This window comes from Mycobacterium sp., from assembly GCF_039583785.1.
Taxonomy (GTDB): Bacteria; Actinomycetota; Actinomycetes; order Mycobacteriales; family Mycobacteriaceae; genus Mycobacterium.
The window spans coordinates 1-17,045 of the sequence record NZ_JAVKSG010000013.1; the positions used below are offsets into that span (position 1 = coordinate 1).

A 17,045-nucleotide genomic window follows, 5' to 3' on the forward strand; every position below is an offset into this window, starting at 1 on the left:
ACCGATCATGTCGGCAACCTGGCCTGGCTGGACCGCGTGGTGTCGCCGGAGACGGTGCTTACCCCGGAGATCCGCCGGCTGGTCGATGCCGTCGCGGCCCGCTACGCCGGCACCCGCGCCGACGTGTTACGGCTGGCGGTGCCGCCGCGGCACGCCAAGGTGGAAGGCGAAAAACCAACGCCGCCGAAGCGTTTCGTGGTCGGCGAGGTCGACCGGGCGGGGTGGGAGGTCTACGCCAGCGGCGGGCAGTTCCTGACGGCGCTGGCCGAGACGCGCGCCGCGCGGGCGGTGTGGCAGGCGCTGCCCGGCGAGTCATGGGCCGACCGGTTCGCCGAGGCGGCCGCGCAGACCGTGCAGACCGGGCGCGCGGTGTTGACGATCGTGCCGGACCAGCGCGACGTGGACACGATGTGGCGGGCGGCGACGGCGTTGCTCGACGAGGCCGGGGTGGTCGCGCTGTCGGCGGGCCTGGGTCCGTCCGCGCGCTATCGGCGCTGGCTGGCCGCGCTGCGCGGCAATGCGCGGCTGGTGATCGGCACCCGCAGCGCGGTATTCGCGCCGCTGAGCGATCTGGGGCTGGTCATGGTGTGGGACGACGGCGACGACACGTTGGCTGAGCCGCGGGCGCCGTACCCGCATGCGCGCGAGGTGGCGATGCTGCGGGCACACCAAATGCGTTGCGCCGCGGTGATCGGGGGCTACGCGCGCACCGCCGAGGCGCAGGCGCTGGTGGGTAGCGGCTGGGCGCACGACGTGGGCGCGACGCGGCCGGTGGTACGCGCCCGAACCCCGCGGGTGGTGGCCCTCGACGACGGCGGGTACGCCGACGAGCGCGACCCGGCGGCGCGTACCGCACGGCTACCCTCGGTCGCGTTGCGCGCCGCCCGAACGGCGCTGCAGGCCGAGGCGCCGGTGCTGGTGCAGGTGCCGCGGCGGGGCTACGTTCCGTCGCTGGCGTGCGCGCGGTGCCGGGCGATCGCCCGCTGCCGGCATTGCACCGGCCCGCTGTCGCTGGACGATCGCGGTGGGACAGCGGTGTGCCGCTGGTGTAGCCGCGCCGATGCCGGATTACGATGCGGCGCTTGCGGATCGGATGCGGTGCGGGCCGCCGTGGTGGGTGCCCGGCGCACGGCCGAAGAGCTGGGGCGAGCGTTCCCGGGGGCGACGGTGATCACCTCGGCGGGCGAGGCGGTGGTGTCCGAGGTCGATGCGCGACCGGCGTTGGTGGTGGCCACACCCGGCGCCGAGCCGCGCGCGGTCGGCGGCTACGGGGCGGCGCTACTGCTGGACAGCTGGGCGCTGCTGGGCCGGCAGGACCTGCGCGCGGCCGAGGACACGCTGCGCCGGTGGATGGCCGCCGCGGCGCTGGTCCGGCCGCGCGGCGACGGCGGGGTGGTGGCCGTCGTCGCCGAAGCATCCGTGCCGACGGTGCAGGCGCTGATCCGGTGGGACCCGGTCGGGCACGCGGACGCCGAGTTGGCGGCCCGGACCGAGGTCGCGTTGCCGCCGAGTGTGCACATGGCCGCGCTGGACGGCACCGGCCCGGCGGTGGCGGCGTTGCTCGAGGAGGTCCGGCTGCCGGAAACCGCCGAACTGCTCGGCCCGGTGCCGCTGCCGCCGGGAGTGCGTCGACCGCCCGGTGTGTCGGCCGACGAGCCGGTGCGCCGGATGCTGGTGCGGGTGAACCGTGAGCACGGCCTGGCGTTGGCCGGGGAGTTGCGGCGCGGCGTTGCCGTGGTCAGCGCCCGCCAGACCAGCGAGCCGGTCCGGGTGCAGATCGACCCGCTGCACATCGGCTGAGTCTCGATCCGTGGACTCACGGCAGGAACGACGATTCGGCTCCAAGGGTCTCATCGAGCTGGATTCTCAGAATCAACGCCAGGCCGCGTTCCACCTGATGCATCGTCTCGGGTGCCAGGGCGCCCAGATAGCTCGCCGCGTTGCGGAGCGCGGTCGGTTTCGATTCTGCGGTCAGGGTCACGTCGGTGGTTCCGGCGAACGCATAGCCGCAGCAGGATCGGGGTACGCACCGGTCATGCCACTCAATGTCACTCACAAACTGATCGAGTCCCATCTGGAATCCGGCGAGATGACGCCGGGAGACGAGATTGCCATCCGCATCGATCAGACCCTGACCCAGGACGCGACGGGCACGCTGGTGATGCAGGAATTGGAGGCGCTCGGGCTCGACCGGACCCGCACCGAGGTGAGCGTGCAGTACGTCGACCACAACCTGCTGCAGACCGACGAGAAGAACGCCGAGGACCACGAATACCTGCGTACCGCCGCGCAGCGCTTCGGGCTGTGGTTTTCCAAGCCGGGCAACGGGGTCTCGCATCCGACGCACATGCAGCGGTTCGGGCGTCCCGGCAAGACCATGGTGGGCTCGGATTCACACACCCCGGCCGCCGGCTCGCTGGGCATGCTGGCGATCGGCGTGGGTGGCTTGGAGGTCGCGCTGGCGATCACCGGCCGGCCACTGCATATCCGGATGCCGGAGGTATGGGGCGTCAAGCTCGAAGGCGAACTGCCGCAATGGTGTTCGGCCAAAGATGTGATCCTGGAGATGCTGCGTCGGCACGACGTGAAGGGCGGGGTGAATCGGATCATCGAATACTATGGTCCCGGCTTGGACAACCTGACCGCGATGGATCGCCACGTCATCGCGAACATGGGCGCCGAACTCGGAGCCACCACAACGGTTTTCCCGAGCGACCAGACGGTCCGCGAGTTTCTGCGCGCCGAGGACCGCGAGGATGACTGGGTCGAATTGCTCGCCGACAAAGGCGCGGACTATGACATCGACGAAGAGATCGACCTGGCTCAGATCGAGCCGCTGATCGCCAAGCCGTCGTCGCCGGGCAACGTGGTACCGGTGCGCGAGGTTGCCGGCGAACAGATCGCGCAGGCGGTCATCGGGTCGAGCGCCAACCCCGGCTTGCGCGATTTCGCGATCGTCGCGGCGATGGTGGCCGGGCGGCAGACCTCGCCGGATGTCAGCTTCGATATCAACCCGACGTCGCGAGAGATCCTGACCGATCTGACAAAGATGGGTGCCACAACGGAATTGGTGATCGGCGGGGCCCGCATTCATCAGGCGGGCTGCATGGGCTGTATCGGGATGGGTCAGGCGCCGGCCACCGGACGCAACTCGCTGCGGACGATGCCGCGGAACTTTCCCGGCCGCTCCGGCACCAAAGAGGATGCGGTGTGGCTGTGCTCGCCGGAGACCGCCGCCGCGTCGGCGTTGACGGGCGTGATCACCGATCCGCGCGACTGGGCCCGCGACAACCACGTGGACTACCCCGAGCTGGAATTGCCGCATCAGTCCGCGGTGAACACCGCGATGCTGGTGCCTCCGCTGGACGCCGAGGCGGCGCAGCGCGTCGAGCCGGTCAAGGGGCCCAACATCTCCAGCCTGCCCGAGCTTGCGCCGCTGCCCGACGAGATCGAGGCGCCGGTGCTGCTCAAAGTCGGCGACAACATCTCCACCGACGAGATCTCACCGGCCGGCGCGCGGGCGCTCCCGTACCGATCCAACATTCCCAAGCTCGCCATGTTCAGCTTCACCCAGATCGACGAGTCGTATCCGGAACGGGCCAAGGACGCCGAGGGGACCGGTCACATCATCGTCGGCGGCGACAATTACGGCCAGGGTTCCTCGCGTGAGCACGCCGCGATCGCACCGCGGTATCTGGGTCTGCAGGTCGTGATCGCCAAATCGTTCGCGCGCATCCACTGGCAGAATCTTGCCAACTTCGGCGTTTTGGCGCTTGAGTTCGACGATCCCGACGACTACGACGGCATTGAGCAGGGCGACACACTACGCATCGCCGACGTCCGTGAAACACTCCCAGGCAACGACACCTTGCAGGTCGACAACGTCAGCAAAGACACGTCTTTGACGGTGCGGCATCGACTTTCGCCCCGGCAAGTCAAGGATGTGCTGGCCGGCGGGCTGATCCCGCGCCTGGCCGAGGACCAGAGGTAGCTACTCGTTCGCCCACACCGCCCGCGCGCCGGAGTCACCGATACGGACCACTTGGACGATGGACGCCACGCCGGCCACGATCGCGATGACGGCGACCGCCACGCGCAGGGCCAACCCCGGACCGGCAGCGCGAGCCGCACGCCGGTGGACCACAGCCAGTAGGACGGCGACGACGAGCAGCGCGACCGAGAAGTAGATCATCACGCTGCCGCGGTCGGCGTGGGTGTTCAATATCTCGCGATGATCGTGTTCCCGCTGGTAGAGCCACAAACCGGCATTCGCAGTGAGCGGCGTCACCCCAGCCGTCACCAGGGCGAACACGAGCACCAGCCACACCAGGTGCCGCCGCGCCGTCGGCCAGAGGGCGCAGATGATTTCCAGCACAGCCGTCAATGGCGCCAGCACGACCACGGCGTGCACTAGCAGCACGTGGGCCGGCAGCCCCGAGACGGTCGTCGGTGTCACCACGTACTCCCTGGTTCGGTGAGAGATTGCAGCCTATTCCTACACTGAGCCCCGTGCGTCTTGTCTTCGCCGGAACACCCGAGCCCGCGCTGCCCGCGCTGCGCAGTCTGATCGAATCGCCGCGCCACGAGGTGATCGCTGTGCTCACCCGGCCGGATGCCGCGTCGGGACGGCACGGCGCGCCGAAGCCGTCGCCGGTAGCCGACCTCGCGTTGGAACTGGGGATTCCGGTCTTGCGACCGGAACGGCCCAACGCAACGGAGTTCGTCGCCGAGCTGTCGGCGTTGCAGCCTGATTGCTGTCCGGTGGTGGCCTTCGGTGCGCTGCTGGGCGACGAATTGCTCGCAGTCCCGGCCCGCGGCTGGGTGAACCTGCACTTCTCCGTGCTACCGGCCTGGCGCGGCGCGGCTCCGGTGCAGGCGGCGATCGCCGCGGGCGACACCGTCACTGGCGCCACCACCTTCCAGATCGAGTCCGGCCTGGACTCCGGGCCGGTCTACGGGGTGGTCACCGAGTCGGTACGCCCGATCGACACCGCGGGGGATCTGCTCGAGCGGCTGGCGGTTTCGGGAGCCGCGCTGCTGTCTGCCACCCTGGACGGCATCACCGACGGCGCGCTCACACCTGTTCCGCAGCCCGCCGACGGCATCAGCATCGCGCCGAAGATCACCGTCGAACAGGCGCGGGTGCGCTGGGGCCTGCCGGCCGAAGTCGTCGAACGACGCATCCGTGCCGTCACGCCCAACCCGGGGGCGTGGACCATGGTCGGGGATCTGCGGGTCAAACTGGGGCCGGTGTACTTCGACACCGACGGTCAGGGTCTGCCAAACACATTGGCGCCCGGAGATATTCACGTCGACCGTCGCAGCGTGCGGGTCGGCACCGGGTCAGGGCCGGTGCGGCTCGGCCAGGTCCAGGCGCCGGGAAAGAAGCTGATGAATGCCGTCGACTGGGCCAGGGGAGCCCGTCTCGAACCGTCGGTGCGAGCGTCATGAGCCCGCAGCAGGGAAATCCACGCCGCGACCGGCCCGCCACACGAAGACCTCAACGGCCGAGGCGCAAGCCCTTGGATCCAGCGCGCCAGGCGGCATTCGATGTGCTGCGTGCCGTGCGAGAGCGCGACGCCTACCCAAACCTGTTGCTGCCAGTTCTGTTGCGGGAGAGGGCGATCAGCGGCCGCGATGCCGCCTTCGCCACCGAGCTGACCTATGGCAGCAGCCGCATCCGGGGCCTGCTGGACGCCGTCATCGGGGCCGCGGCCGACCGGTCCCCGGACACCATTGACCCGATCCTGCTCGACCTGCTGCGGCTGGGGACCTACCAACTGCTACGCACCCGCGTCGACGCGCACGCCGCCGTCTCGACCGCCGTCGAGCAGGCAGGCATCGAATTCGACACCGCACGAGCGGGTTTCGTCAACGGGGTACTGAGAACGATCAGCACCCGCGACGAGCAGTCCTGGCTCGACGAACTGGCGCCAGCCGAGTCCGTCGACCCGATTGGGAACGCCGCATTCCGGCACGCCCACCCGCGCTGGATCGCGCAGTCATTCGTCGACGCGTTGGGTGCTGCCGCCGGCGAACTCGGTCCGGCGCTGGCCGCCGACGACGCGCGGCCCCAGGTCCAGCTGGCCGCCCGGCCCGGCGTCCTGGCAGCCGAGGACCTGGCTGCGGCGGTCGAGGGCAGCGTGGGCCGATTCTCGCCGTACGCGGTGTACCTGCCCGCCGGCGATCCCGCCCAGGTGTCGGCGGTACGCGCCGGACAGGCGCTGGTTCAGGACGAAGGTAGCCAATTAGTGGCGCGCGCCATGACTTTGGCGCCGGTGGTCGACGACGCGGGCCGATGGCTGGACCTGTGCGCCGGCCCTGGGGGCAAAACCGCGTTGCTGGCTGCGCTGGCCGCCGAGTCGGGAGCCCGAGTCACCGCGGTAGAGCCGGCCGACCATCGCGCCGACCTGGTGGTGCAGAACACCCGCGGCCTGCCGGTCGAGGTGTTGCGGGTGGATGGACGCAGGAGCGGACTCGAACCGGGGTTCGACCGGGTCCTGGTCGACGTACCATGCACCGGTCTGGGTGCGCTGCGGCGTCGCCCGGACGCGCGCTGGCGACGCCAGCCCGCCGACGTGCCGGCGTTGACCAAGCTGCAACGGGAACTGCTGGCGGCCGCGATCGCGCTGACCCGCCCCGGCGGGGTCATCCTGTACGCGACCTGCTCGCCCCATCTGGCCGAGACGGTCGGTGTGGTTGGCGACGCGCTGCGCCGACACCCAGTGTCCGCGTTGGATACCCGGCCGCTGTTCGAGCCGGTGGCCGACCTGGGCGACGGTCCTTACGTCCAGCTGTGGCCGCACCGCCACGGCACCGACGCGATGTTCGCCGCGGCCCTGATCAAGCTGAATGATGCGGCTCCTGCACGCGCCGATCGGCGCGCATCGTCGCCGAATTAGAGTCCCAGTAAGGTGACCGTCATGTCAGGCAAGACCGACCGGCCGCTGATCGCACCGTCGATACTGGCGGCCGATTTCGCCCGACTGGCCGACGCGGCGGCCGACGTCGAAGGCGCGGACTGGTTGCATGTCGACGTGATGGACGCGCACTTCGTGCCGAACCTCACGCTCGGGCTACCAGTGGTGGAAAGCCTCTTGGCGGCCACCGACATTCCGATGGACTGCCACCTGATGATCGAGGATCCTGACCGGTGGGCACCCCCGTATGCCGAGGCCGGCGCGTATAACGTCACCTTCCATGCCGAGGCCACCGACAACCCGGTGAGGGTGGCCCGAGACATCCGCGCCGCCGGCGCCAGGGCGGGATTGAGCATCAAGCCCGGTACGCCGCTGAACCCCTACCTGGACATCCTCAAGGACTTCGACACCTTTCTGGTGATGTCCGTCGAGCCCGGCTTCGGCGGACAGCAGTTCATTCCGGAAGTGCTGAGCAAAGTGCGCGCGGTGCGCAAGCTCGTCGACTCCGGCGAGTTGACGATCCTGGTCGAGATCGACGGCGGCATCAACGCCGACACGATCGAACAGGCTGCCGAGGCCGGTGTCGACTGCTTCGTCGCCGGATCGGCCGTCTACGGCGCCAGTGACCCGGCTGCAGCCGTCGAGGCATTGCGGCGACAGGCCGGTGCCGTGTCACCGCATCTGCGCCGATGAGCAGACCGGCGGTCAATTACGACGCCGCCATGCAGTTGGCCATCGAGCAAGCCGATCTGGTCAAGGGCAACACATATCCGAACCCGCCGGTCGGCGCGGTCATCCTGGACCGCGACGGCAAGGTCGTCGGAGTCGGTGGCACACAGCGAACGGGTAGCGCCCATGCCGAGGTGATGGCGTTGCGTCGGGCGGGACGGCTGGCGGCCGGCGGAACCGCGGTCGTCACCCTGGAACCCTGTAACCACCACGGCAAAACCCCACCGTGCGTTGATGCGCTGATCGAGGCTGGCATCGCGGCGGTGATCTATGCGGTCGGCGACCCGAATCCGAAAGCCGCGGGCGGCGGGGCGCGGTTGGCCGCCGCCGGGATAGACGTCATCGGCGACGTGCAGGCCGATCTGGTCGCCGGCGGACCGCTGCGCGAATGGTTGCACAAGCAACGCACCGGGCTGCCGCACGTGACATGGAAATACGCCACCAGCATCGACGGCCGCAGCGCCGCCGCGGACGGCTCGAGTCAATGGATCACCAGCGAGGCAGCCCGCGCCGACGTGCATCGCCGCCGGGCAACGGTGGACGCGATCGTGGTGGGTACCGGCACTGTGCTTGCCGACAATCCGACGTTGACGGCCCGTCGGGCCGACGGCGGTCTTGCCGAGCGCCAGCCGATGCGCGTCGTCGTCGGAATGCGCGAGATACCTTCGGAGGCACAGGTTCTCAATGACGATTCGCGCACGATGGTGATTCGCACCCGGGAGCCCGCCGAGGTGCTCAAGGCGCTGTCCGACCGCACCGATGTGCTGCTCGAAGGAGGACCGACACTAGCCGGTGCCTTCCTGCGGGCGGGTGCGATCGACCGGATCCTGGCCTATGTCGCGCCGATTCTGCTCGGCGGACCGATCACCGCGGTCGACGACGTCGGGGTAGCGAGCATCGCCCGGGCCCTGCGCTGGCGCTACGACGGCGTCGAACGGGTGGGCCCGGACTTGGTGCTGAGCCTGGTGCCGCGGTAGGCGGCTACGCCCGGTTCGCGACGGGTTCGGCGTCCAACGCCTCGGGCTCGTCGGCGTGCACGCTGCGGCTGCCGATCAGCAGGCCCAACAGCGCGCCCACTACGCACACGACGACGGTGACTTTGAAGATCTCGCCATACATTCCGGCGAAGGCCTCGCGGTACAGGGTGGCCTGGTGCAGAACCCGCTCGGCGAGGCTGGCGTTCGCCGGAACCTGCGACGCCAGCTTGGCGACGAGTTGCGGCAACCGGTAGAAGCCCCACGCGCTGAGCGCGGCCACTCCGATCAGCATGCCCGTCATGCGGGCCACCACTACCGCCGCCGACGCGATGCCGTGCTGCGCCGACGGCACCACCCGCAGGCTGGCAGAGGTCAGCGGTGCGATTACCAAACCGAGCCCGATGCCCGCGATAGCCAAATCGGTATCCAGGGCCGGCAGCGACAAGCCGAAAAGGTGGTGGTGTGCTTCCAGCAGGTTGATCGACCACTTCGAGATCAGCCAGTAGCCGCCGGCGGCGATCAGTAGCCCGGCGAAGGCCACCGCCCGGTCACCGACCTTGGTTGCGATCGCTCCGCCCGCCAGCGCGCCGATCGGCAACGCCGCCAGGAACCACAGCAGCAGCAGTGCCGCTTCGTTTTGATCCTTGCCGAGCACGCCCTGGGCGAACAGTTCGACGTCGACCAGCGTCACCATCAATGCCGCGCCGGCGCACAGCGATGAGCCGAGCGCGGACAAGAACGGGCGGAAATGCACCCCGGTGGGCTCGATCAGCTTGGTACGGGAGAACCGCTCCCACCCGAAGAAAATCACCGCGAAGATTACTGCCGCGATAATCAGCGGGGGCCCGTAGCTGGGCAGCGCGTGCTTGCCGTCGGGATTGGCGTTGTACAGGCCGACGACCGCCAAACCGAGGGTGATCGCCAGCAGCAGCCCGCCGATCACGTCGACCTTTTCCGGCTCGGCGCTGCGGTCCCGTGACGGCAGGCTGAACTGGATCATCACCATCGCGGCCAGCGCCAGCGGCACGTTGATCCAGAACACGTCCTGCCAGCGACTGGTCAACCAGACGATGAAAATTCCGTAGAGCGGACCGAGTACGCTGCCCAGCTCCTGGGCGGCGCCGATCCCGCCGAGCACTCCGGCGCGGTTGCGCTGCGCCCAGAGGTCGGCGCCGAGTGCGAGTGTCACCGGCAGCAGGGCGCCGCTGGCCACGCCCTGAATGGTCCGGCCGACCACCAGCACATCCAGATCGGTGGACAGCGCGGTGACCACCGAACCGATCAGGAAGGTGGCCAGGCTGACCTGGAGCAGCAGCTTGCGGCCGAATCGGTCGGATGCCCGGCCCAGCAGCGGCATCGCGGCGATGTAGCCCAGCAGATACCAGGTGATGATCGGGGTGATGCGCTGCAGGCGGTTGACCGGGATCCCGATGGTGCCGATGATGTCGCGCATGATGGTGACCACGACATAGGTGTCGAGGGCGCCGAGCAAGACCGCCAGGCTGCCGGCGCTGATCGCGACGACGCGCCCCGCGTGGTGGGGCTGGGGCGCCGTCACTGGCCCGGGGCCACGGGCGGCTTGGTGACCTGGACCGGTACGTTCCAGTTCGACAGCGTCAGCTGAAGAGAGTTGCCGGGGCTCTGCTGCAGCGTGGTCTGCACCAGCTGATGGTCGCCGTTTTCTTCGATCCACACCGTCGTGGGCATCGGCTGCGTCGCCTTCAGTCGGGGCATGATCCCGTTCACGGCGTCCGCCGAGACGGTCCCGGTGATCTTGACGGTGGACTGTCCGCCGACGTTCTCCCGCGATTCGGACTTGGGGTTACTGAGGTTGGTCAGCACGTTGGCCAGGCCGACGTCGGGCTTGAGGATGGTGGACGGGTCGTACAGATCGGACGCCTTGCCGAAGCTGTCCCACTGGCCGGGGGTGAGCGCGCCGTACAGAGTGCCGTCGATCACCACGAACGGCGCGTCGATGTCGGAGCCGCCGAAGACGATGCTCGCGTTGCCCTGCGCCGCGGTCTGCGGCGTGGTGGTCAGGTCGCCGGTCAAAGACTTGACCGGAAGGCCTTTGATCTTTCCGTTGACGCTCAGGGCCAGGTGCACGCTCTTGACGTTTTTGGTGCTCTGAATGGACTCCTTGATCAAGGTGGCCGCATCGGGCAACGGGGCTCCGGATGGCTTGGACGACGAGCAGCTACTGATCAACGCGGCGGCGATCGAGAGAGAGGCGAGAACGGCGAGGATTGGGCCGAACGGCTTACGCGTCTGCATGACTTGCAGCGTAGCGGGTCGTGCAGCCCGCACCGAGACACCCAACGTGGCCGGGATGTCGCGCAGGGCGACAAGACTCATTAGCCTGAGGCGGTGTTCACCGGAATCGTCGAAGAGCTGGGTGCGGTCGTCGGCAAGGATGACCTCGGGGATTCCGCACGCTTCACGATTCAGGGTCCGGTAGTCACGGCCGATGCCGCCCACGGCGATTCGATCGCCGTCAACGGCGTGTGCCTGACCGTCGTCGAGGTGCTGGGCGACGGGCAATTCACCGCCGACGTGATGGGCGAGACGCTGAGCCGATCCAGTCTGGGTGAGTTGGCCGCGGGCAGCCCGGTCAATCTCGAGCGCGCCGCTGCCCTGAACAGCCGCCTGGGCGGTCACATCGTGCAGGGCCACGTCGACGGCACCGGGCAGATCCTGAACCGCTCGCCGGCGGAGAACTGGGAGGTGGTCCGGATCGGGCTGCCGGTCGAATTGGCCCGCTATGTGGTGGAAAAGGGATCGATCACCGTCGACGGTATTTCGCTGACGGTCTCCGCGCTCGGCGACGACTGGTTCGAGGTGTCGCTGATCCCGACCACCCGCGCACTGACCACGTTGGGCCCAGCGGCGGCCGGTACGCGGGTGAACCTCGAAGTGGACGTCATCGCCAAGTATGTTGAGCGGCTGCTAGCGCACGAGTAGTACTGGGGTTTTATCGCCGCAGATTCGGATCGCTGTCGATGTGGCGCCGGCGTGGCGGGGGTGTGGCCCGGGTGGGGGCCGGGTTCGCCGGTGCATCGGTGCTCGGAGCCGGTGGCGGTCCCGGCTCCTCGACTGCGGCGGTGCCATCGGTTGCGCAGACCGAAACCGGGGAGCCTCCCAGCGGTGCAGACCCGACGAGCAATGGGCCGACGAGGAATGCGCCGACGAGCGCCAGACCGGTGATCACGGCGCGCGTCAACCGCATCCAGGGCAACGTCGCCATTCACCCAGATTAACGCCGGCTAGCGGTGGTTTCGCCGAGATTCGCGGGCCGTCGCCGAAGCTGCATCGAGTGGTGGGTGAACCGTCGGTGGCCGCCCCCGGGTTCTTGAGGTGCGCTCGACGTGGTGGTTCATACTGGATATAAGGCCCGAGGGCTTCGGGTGGAATTTCTGACGAGGTGGCTGCGATGACGAGGTTGGACTCGGTCGAGCGCGCGATCGCCGACATCGCGGCCGGCAAGGCCGTCGTCGTCGTGGATGACGAGGACCGGGAAAACGAGGGCGACCTCATCTTCGCGGCCGAGAAGGCCACGCCGGAGTTGGTCGCGTTCATGGTGCGATACACCTCGGGATACCTGTGTGTGCCACTGGACAGCGGCGTCTGTGACCGTCTCGGTCTGTTGCCGATGTACGCGGTCAACCAGGACAAGCACGGTACCGCCTACACCGTCACGGTTGATGCCAAAATAGGTGTGGGAACTGGCATTTCGGCGTCGGACCGCGCTACGACCATGCGGTTGCTTGCCGACCCGGACAGTGTCGCCGAGGATTTCACCCGGCCCGGTCACGTAGTTCCGTTGCGTGCCAAGGACGGTGGCGTGCTGCGCCGCCCGGGGCACACCGAGGCCGCCGTCGACTTGGCCCGCATGGCCGGCCTGTCGCCGGCCGGCGCGATCTGCGAAATCGTCAGTCAGAAAGACGAAGGCGCGATGGCGCAGACCGACGAACTGCGGGTCTTCGCCGACGAGCACGGTCTGGCCTTGATCGCGATCGCCGACCTGATCGAATATCGCCGCAAGCACGAGAAGCACATCGAGCGGATCGCCGAGGCGCGAATCCCGACCCGGCACGGCGAATTTCGTGCAGTCGGATATAGCAGCATCTACGAGGACGTCGAGCACGTGGCATTGGTCCGCGGCGAGATCGCCGGACCCAACTTCGACGGTGACGACGTGTTGGTCCGCGTGCACTCCGAATGCCTGACCGGGGACGTGTTCGGTTCGCGCCGCTGCGATTGCGGCCCACAACTCGACGCGGCGATGGAGATGGTTGCGCGCGAAGACCGGGGCGTGGTGCTCTATATGCGCGGCCACGAGGGGCGAGGCATCGGGCTGATGCACAAGCTACAGGCTTACCAACTTCAGGACGCCGGCGACGACACCGTCGACGCGAACCTCAAGCTCGGGTTGCCAGCTGATGCAAGGGATTACGGCACCGGCGCGCAGATCCTGGTCGACCTCGGCGTCCGCTCGATGCGGTTGCTGACCAACAATCCCGCCAAGCGGGTCGGTCTGGACGGCTACGGACTGCATATCATCGAGCGGGTGCCGTTGCCGGTGCGGGCCAACGCGGAGAACATCCGCTATTTGACGACCAAACGCGACCGGATGGGTCACGACCTGGCAGGCCTGGACGACTATCACGAATCCATCCATCTCTCAGGCGAATTCGGCGGAGCTTTATGAGCGGTGCCGGGGTACCCGACATCGAGTCGCAGGACGCTTCCGCACTCAGCTTGGCAATTGTGGTCAGCACGTGGCACAGCACGATCTGCGACGCGCTGCTCGACGGTGCCCGGCGCATCGCCGATGAATGGGGCGTCAAAACCCCCACGGTCGTGCGGGTTCGCGGTGCGATCGAGATCCCAGTGGTCGCGCAGGCCGTTGCCCGCAACCACGACGCCGTCGTCGCGCTGGGTGTGGTGATCCGCGGCCAGACTCCGCACTTCGACTACGTCTGCGACGCGGTAACCCAAGGGCTGACCCGGGTTTCGCTGGACGAGTCCACCCCGGTGGCCAATGGCGTGTTGACCACCAACAACGAAGCGCAGGCGCTGGACCGCGCGGGACTGCCCGATTCCGCCGAGGACAACGGCGGCCAGGCGACGGCCGCGGCGCTGAGCACCGCGCTGACCCTGCGTGAACTGCGCGACAAGTCGTGACCGCCGAGCCCAGCCCGGACACCTGGGATGCCCAACTGCGGCCCCGCCTGACGCCGTATGTCGCCTACGCCGCCGCGGTTGTCCTCGTCGTCGCCCACGTGGTGATCGGTGTGCTGCTCAAGGCCGGGTCCACCGGCGTGATCTTTCAGACCTCAGACCAGATTGCGATGGTGATGCTGGGTGTCGTTCTGGCCGGTCTGGTGCTGCTGTTCGCCCGGCCGCGGTTGCGGGTCGGCCCCGCCGGGCTGTCGGTGCGAAATGTGCTCGGCGACCGGTTGGTGCCGTGGGATGACGTGGTGGGGGTGTCGTTTCCGGTCGGGGCGCGCTGGGCCCGAATCGATCTGCCCGACGACGAGTACGTCCCGCTGATGGCGATTCAGTCCGTCGACAAGGACCGCGCCGTGGCCGCGATGGACACCGTGCGGAGCCTGGTCGCGCGTTACCGGCCTGACCTGGCGTCCCACTGATGCGGGTAAGCGATGCTGGTGATATACCCTTTTTCCAAGAAAACCACTGGTCAACGTGTTGAGGTGCGGTCGGCGGTGATTTATGCGCGGATTTCGGCGGATGCGGATGGTACCGGGGTCGCGGACTTTGCACCGTCTGAAAAGGACCATTGGGCGCCTTTTCGGGTGCGGGTTGTGAGGCCGGAATTCGCTGGTGGATCGGCGTGTGCCTGCTGCCTCTGCTGGCCGTAGTGCTCGCTCCGACAGCCGCGGCGGCACTTCCACTGGGCGGTGGGGCGGGCATTATCGTTGACGGCACCTACTGCACCCTGACCACCATCGGCCACGACAAGGCCGGTGAGTTGGTTGGGTTCACCGCCGCGAGCTGTGGCGGACCGGACTCCCCAGTCGTTGCTGAGGGCTCCGAAGACCTCGGGCCGGTGGGTACCGTGGTGGCCGCTAACGGCGACCTAAATTAAGCGGTGATCCACTTCGACCCCGCCAGGATCACGCCGATCGCCAACTTCGTCGGATTCGTCATCAACGGCGTCGGCCCCGACCCGGAATGGCACCAACCCGAATGCCGACTCGGCGCCGCCACCGGTTACTTCTGCAGCCGCAACAGCTCCATCCCCGGTCCGGGCCCCCACATGTCCATGGGCGGGGGCGCCTATCAGCCCGGCGATAACGGCGGCCCGGTCACCTCCGATGGCCTGCTTCTCGGCATGGTCACCGGCGGCCTATTCGTCCCTGGCATCGCCCCTGGCGACGTTCCGAGTTCGCCCCCGCATCAATTCACACACATGACGAAATTCAGCGCGATCCTCGACGACGTGAACTCCAGTGACGTGCCCGGCTCCGGGTTCATCCCGATCTGAGCATGAGGTGAGCTGTCTGGGGCTACCTTCCTGCTTCCGGGCTGGGATTTCTCCCAGCACGGACCATGGGGGGTCGCCCGCCGTTGGGCCCTGTTCGGCACCACCACACCCACGCGCACGGCCATACCCGGCGGAACTGTAGCGCTATAACCGCTGGTCACCACGCCATCCTGGCCGGGCTGATCTCGGACCGTAAGGGGTAGTTTCCCGGCTTGTCACGTTGACCCGCGTATTGCCTGGTAGCAGGGTTCCTGGAAGCGGCGGGCAGGTTTGGATTATCTGAGGTGGCTCACTTTGGTTTGCCCTTCTGGGCCTTCGGCCGGCCCTTTTCCCAGGGCGATTGTGCCCAGGTCAGCGCCGAAGAAGGGGGACCGCCGCGCGAGCGACCGTCCGGGCATCCACGTCCACATGCCACCTGGGCCGAGCGGCAGATCCACGCAAGTAGTGACGGCAGATCCACGTGCTACCGTGCGGCAGAACCACGCGCTACCTTGCGGCAGAACCACGCGTAGCATGGCGGCAGATCCACACGTGACGAGTAATTCGACAGCGGGGAGCGCGGAATGCAGACCCTACTGGGCCCGGCCTTGCCGAGGCACGCCGAGGCCGCCGTGAACGCGGCACTAAAGGACACCCGGGTGGTGCTCGTCAACGGTGCGCGCCAAAGCGGCAAGAGCACTCTGGTTCGCCTCGTTGCAAAGGGCCGCGACGCTGAATGGCGTGATCTTGATATCGCCTTGACTCGCCATGCGGCTCTTGAGGATCCGGACGGCTTCGTCGACCTACCCCGGCCGATGGTTATCGACGAGGTCCAACGGGCACCCAATCTGCTGCTGTCGATCAAGGCGCGGGTGGATGCAGACCCGACGCCGGGGCGCTTCCTGCTGACTGGATCGGCGCGCGTGCTCGGCCTGCGATCCCTGCCTGACACTCTCGTGGGTCGAATGGAGACTATTGAACTCTGGCCTTTTTCTCAAGGCGAGATCGACAGGGCACCTGACGGATTCATCGACGCCGTCTTCACCCAGGGCGACCAGCTGCGCCACAGCTGCACGGTTTCACGGGCGGACTACGTCGAGCGGCTTGTCCGTGGCGGCTTTCCGGAGGCAGTCGCACGAACCAACGACCGCCGGCGGCGCAGCTTCTTCGATTCCTATGTCGGCGACCTCATCGCGCGCGACGTGCAGCAATTGTCGGAGATCGAGCGAACAACCGAGATGCGCGCACTGGTCCAGATGCTGGCCGCTCGATCTGGGCAGCTGCTGTCCATCGCCACGTTGGGCAACGAACTCGGACTTGGCGCCACGACGGTAAAGAAATATGTCGCACTGCTCGAAGAGGTCTTTATCGTCAAGCGGGTACCAGCGTGGTCCCGAAACATCAGTAGCCGAGCAACCACAGCTCCCAAGCTTGCGTTCGTCGACTCCGGTATCGCGGCACACCAAATCGGCGCGGACACTCGCAGCATCCTGCGGCCGACCGGTCAGTTCGGGCCGCTCCTTGAGGGATTCGTGTTGATGGAACTGGCACGCCAGCTGACCTGGTGCGAGGAAGAAGTCTCGCTCTTCCACTACCGGACCAGGGATCAAGTGGAGGTCGATGCCGTACTCGAAAACCGACGGGGCGACGTCGTGGGCATCGAGGTCAAAGCGGCATCCACCGTCGGGCCCGACGATTTCCGCGGACTACGACACCTCGCTCAGCGGGTCGGCGACGATTTCCGTGCCGGCATCGTCATGCACACCGGACAGCAAACCCTGTCCTTCGGACCAAAAATGCTCGCCATACCCGTGAGCGCCCTATGGCTGACATCCACGGCCTGACCCCGATGATCTGAACGAGGGGATGGGTACCGACTTGTAGCTAACGTCAGACGCCTTTGCCGGTGGCCACACGCCTATCGGTGATTCA

General features: G+C 67.7%; 16 protein-coding genes and 1 pseudogene. 12 read left to right on the forward strand and 5 right to left on the reverse strand.

What is annotated here, in order from left to right; all coding sequences use genetic code 11:
- The coding region (locus ABDV69_RS06965; protein ID WP_343572820.1) for a primosomal protein N' at positions 1 to 1,800 on the forward strand (1,800 nt) is incomplete at its 5' end.
- Positions 1,801 to 1,816: 16 nt separating this feature from the next.
- Here ABDV69_RS06965 and ABDV69_RS06970 read toward each other — a convergent pair.
- Positions 1,817 to 1,981, reverse strand: coding sequence for a hypothetical protein (locus tag ABDV69_RS06970; RefSeq protein ID WP_343572822.1), 165 nt, complete (start codon positions 1,979 to 1,981; stop codon positions 1,817 to 1,819).
- Positions 1,982 to 2,035: 54 nt separating this feature from the next.
- Between ABDV69_RS06970 and ABDV69_RS06975 the strand changes: the two genes are divergently transcribed.
- Positions 2,036 to 3,991 (forward strand): aconitate hydratase, encoded by a 1,956-nt coding sequence (locus ABDV69_RS06975; RefSeq protein WP_343572824.1) that lies wholly within the window; start codon positions 2,036 to 2,038, stop codon positions 3,989 to 3,991.
- Here the strand turns inward: ABDV69_RS06975 and ABDV69_RS06980 are convergent, their stop codons facing one another.
- Positions 3,992 to 4,456 carry a DUF2231 domain-containing protein gene (locus ABDV69_RS06980; RefSeq protein WP_343572826.1) on the reverse strand — a complete coding sequence of 155 codons (465 nt, stop codon included), beginning with the start codon at positions 4,454 to 4,456 and terminating at the stop codon, positions 3,992 to 3,994.
- A 53-nt stretch (positions 4,457 to 4,509) separates the two neighbouring features.
- On the opposite strand from ABDV69_RS06980, the gene fmt reads away from it, so the two are divergent.
- Genes fmt through ribD form a run of 4 tightly spaced genes read left to right on the forward strand, consistent with a single transcriptional unit; the run spans position 4,510 to position 8,626 of the window.
- Positions 4,510 to 5,451 carry a methionyl-tRNA formyltransferase gene (gene fmt, locus ABDV69_RS06985; RefSeq protein ID WP_343572828.1) on the forward strand — a complete coding sequence of 314 codons (942 nt, stop codon included), beginning with the start codon at positions 4,510 to 4,512 and terminating at the stop codon, positions 5,449 to 5,451.
- Positions 5,448 to 6,902, forward strand: a complete 1,455-nt coding sequence (locus ABDV69_RS06990; RefSeq protein ID WP_343572829.1) for an rRNA small subunit methyltransferase B — start codon at positions 5,448 to 5,450, stop codon at positions 6,900 to 6,902. The genes fmt and ABDV69_RS06990 overlap by 4 nt, the downstream gene beginning before the upstream one ends.
- Positions 6,903 to 6,914: 12 nt before the next feature.
- Entirely contained in the window at positions 6,915 to 7,613 is a 699-nt protein-coding gene (rpe, locus tag ABDV69_RS06995; RefSeq protein WP_343572831.1) for a ribulose-phosphate 3-epimerase, read from the forward strand.
- Positions 7,610 to 8,626 carry a bifunctional diaminohydroxyphosphoribosylaminopyrimidine deaminase/5-amino-6-(5-phosphoribosylamino)uracil reductase RibD gene (gene ribD, locus ABDV69_RS07000; RefSeq protein ID WP_343572832.1) on the forward strand — a complete coding sequence of 339 codons (1,017 nt, stop codon included), beginning with the start codon at positions 7,610 to 7,612 and terminating at the stop codon, positions 8,624 to 8,626. The genes rpe and ribD overlap by 4 nt, the downstream gene beginning before the upstream one ends.
- 4 nt (positions 8,627 to 8,630) lie before the next feature.
- Here the strand turns inward: ribD and ABDV69_RS07005 are convergent, their stop codons facing one another.
- Together ABDV69_RS07005 and ABDV69_RS07010 are read right to left on the reverse strand one after the other, a co-directional pair.
- A complete protein-coding gene (locus ABDV69_RS07005) occupies positions 8,631 to 10,184 on the reverse strand; it encodes an MFS transporter (protein ID WP_343572833.1) in 1,554 nt (517 codons plus the stop codon).
- The gene (locus ABDV69_RS07010) at positions 10,181 to 10,900 is read right to left on the reverse strand and encodes an LppX_LprAFG lipoprotein (RefSeq protein ID WP_343572901.1); all 720 of its coding nucleotides are present in this window, start codon (positions 10,898 to 10,900) and stop codon (positions 10,181 to 10,183) included. The genes ABDV69_RS07005 and ABDV69_RS07010 overlap by 4 nt, the downstream gene beginning before the upstream one ends.
- Positions 10,901 to 10,993: 93 nt before the next feature.
- On the opposite strand from ABDV69_RS07010, the gene ABDV69_RS07015 reads away from it, so the two are divergent.
- On the forward strand, positions 10,994 to 11,587 hold the full coding sequence (locus tag ABDV69_RS07015) for a riboflavin synthase (protein WP_343572835.1): 594 nt from the start codon (positions 10,994 to 10,996) through the stop codon (positions 11,585 to 11,587).
- A gap of 10 nt (positions 11,588 to 11,597) precedes the next feature.
- On the opposite strand, the gene ABDV69_RS07020 is transcribed toward ABDV69_RS07015, so the two are convergent.
- Positions 11,598 to 11,870, reverse strand: a complete 273-nt coding sequence (locus ABDV69_RS07020; RefSeq protein ID WP_343572837.1) for a hypothetical protein — start codon at positions 11,868 to 11,870, stop codon at positions 11,598 to 11,600.
- 186 nt (positions 11,871 to 12,056) lie between these two features.
- Here ABDV69_RS07020 and ABDV69_RS07025 point away from each other — a divergent pair, with 186 nt between their 5' ends.
- From ABDV69_RS07025 to ABDV69_RS07045, 5 genes and pseudogenes are all read left to right on the forward strand, one after another.
- Positions 12,057 to 13,334: a bifunctional 3,4-dihydroxy-2-butanone-4-phosphate synthase/GTP cyclohydrolase II gene (locus tag ABDV69_RS07025; RefSeq protein ID WP_343572839.1), complete on the forward strand. Its 1,278-nt coding sequence runs from the start codon at positions 12,057 to 12,059 to the stop codon at positions 13,332 to 13,334.
- Positions 13,331 to 13,810 carry a 6,7-dimethyl-8-ribityllumazine synthase gene (gene ribH, locus ABDV69_RS07030; protein WP_343572841.1) on the forward strand — a complete coding sequence of 160 codons (480 nt, stop codon included), beginning with the start codon at positions 13,331 to 13,333 and terminating at the stop codon, positions 13,808 to 13,810. The genes ABDV69_RS07025 and ribH overlap by 4 nt, the downstream gene beginning before the upstream one ends.
- Positions 13,807 to 14,277 (forward strand): PH domain-containing protein, encoded by a 471-nt coding sequence (locus ABDV69_RS07035; protein WP_343572843.1) that lies wholly within the window; start codon positions 13,807 to 13,809, stop codon positions 14,275 to 14,277. The genes ribH and ABDV69_RS07035 overlap by 4 nt, the downstream gene beginning before the upstream one ends.
- Positions 14,278 to 14,462: 185 nt before the next feature.
- Positions 14,463 to 15,134 (forward strand): annotated as a pseudogene (locus tag ABDV69_RS07040) (serine protease).
- Positions 15,135 to 15,772: 638 nt separating this feature from the next.
- A complete protein-coding gene (locus ABDV69_RS07045; protein ID WP_343572845.1) occupies positions 15,773 to 16,957 on the forward strand; it encodes an ATP-binding protein in 1,185 nt (394 codons plus the stop codon).
- Positions 16,958 to 17,045 lie beyond the last annotated feature (88 nt).

What these genes read in the sequence shown, in the direction of transcription:
- ABDV69_RS06975 (WP_343572824.1), top strand. Translation starts at nt 2,036, where the DNA reads ATGCCACTCAATGTCACTCACAAACTGATCGAGTCCCATCTGGAATCC.
- ABDV69_RS06990 (WP_343572829.1), top strand. Translation starts at nt 5,448, where the DNA reads ATGAGCCCGCAGCAGGGAAATCCACGCCGCGACCGGCCCGCCACACGA.
- ribD (WP_343572832.1), top strand. Translation starts at nt 7,610, where the DNA reads ATGAGCAGACCGGCGGTCAATTACGACGCCGCCATGCAGTTGGCCATC.
- ABDV69_RS07010 (WP_343572901.1), bottom strand. Translation starts at nt 10,900, where the DNA reads ATGCAGACGCGTAAGCCGTTCGGCCCAATCCTCGCCGTTCTCGCCTCT.
- ABDV69_RS07020 (WP_343572837.1), bottom strand. Translation starts at nt 11,870, where the DNA reads ATGGCGACGTTGCCCTGGATGCGGTTGACGCGCGCCGTGATCACCGGT.
- ABDV69_RS07025 (WP_343572839.1), top strand. Translation starts at nt 12,057, where the DNA reads ATGACGAGGTTGGACTCGGTCGAGCGCGCGATCGCCGACATCGCGGCC.
- ribH (WP_343572841.1), top strand. Translation starts at nt 13,331, where the DNA reads ATGAGCGGTGCCGGGGTACCCGACATCGAGTCGCAGGACGCTTCCGCA.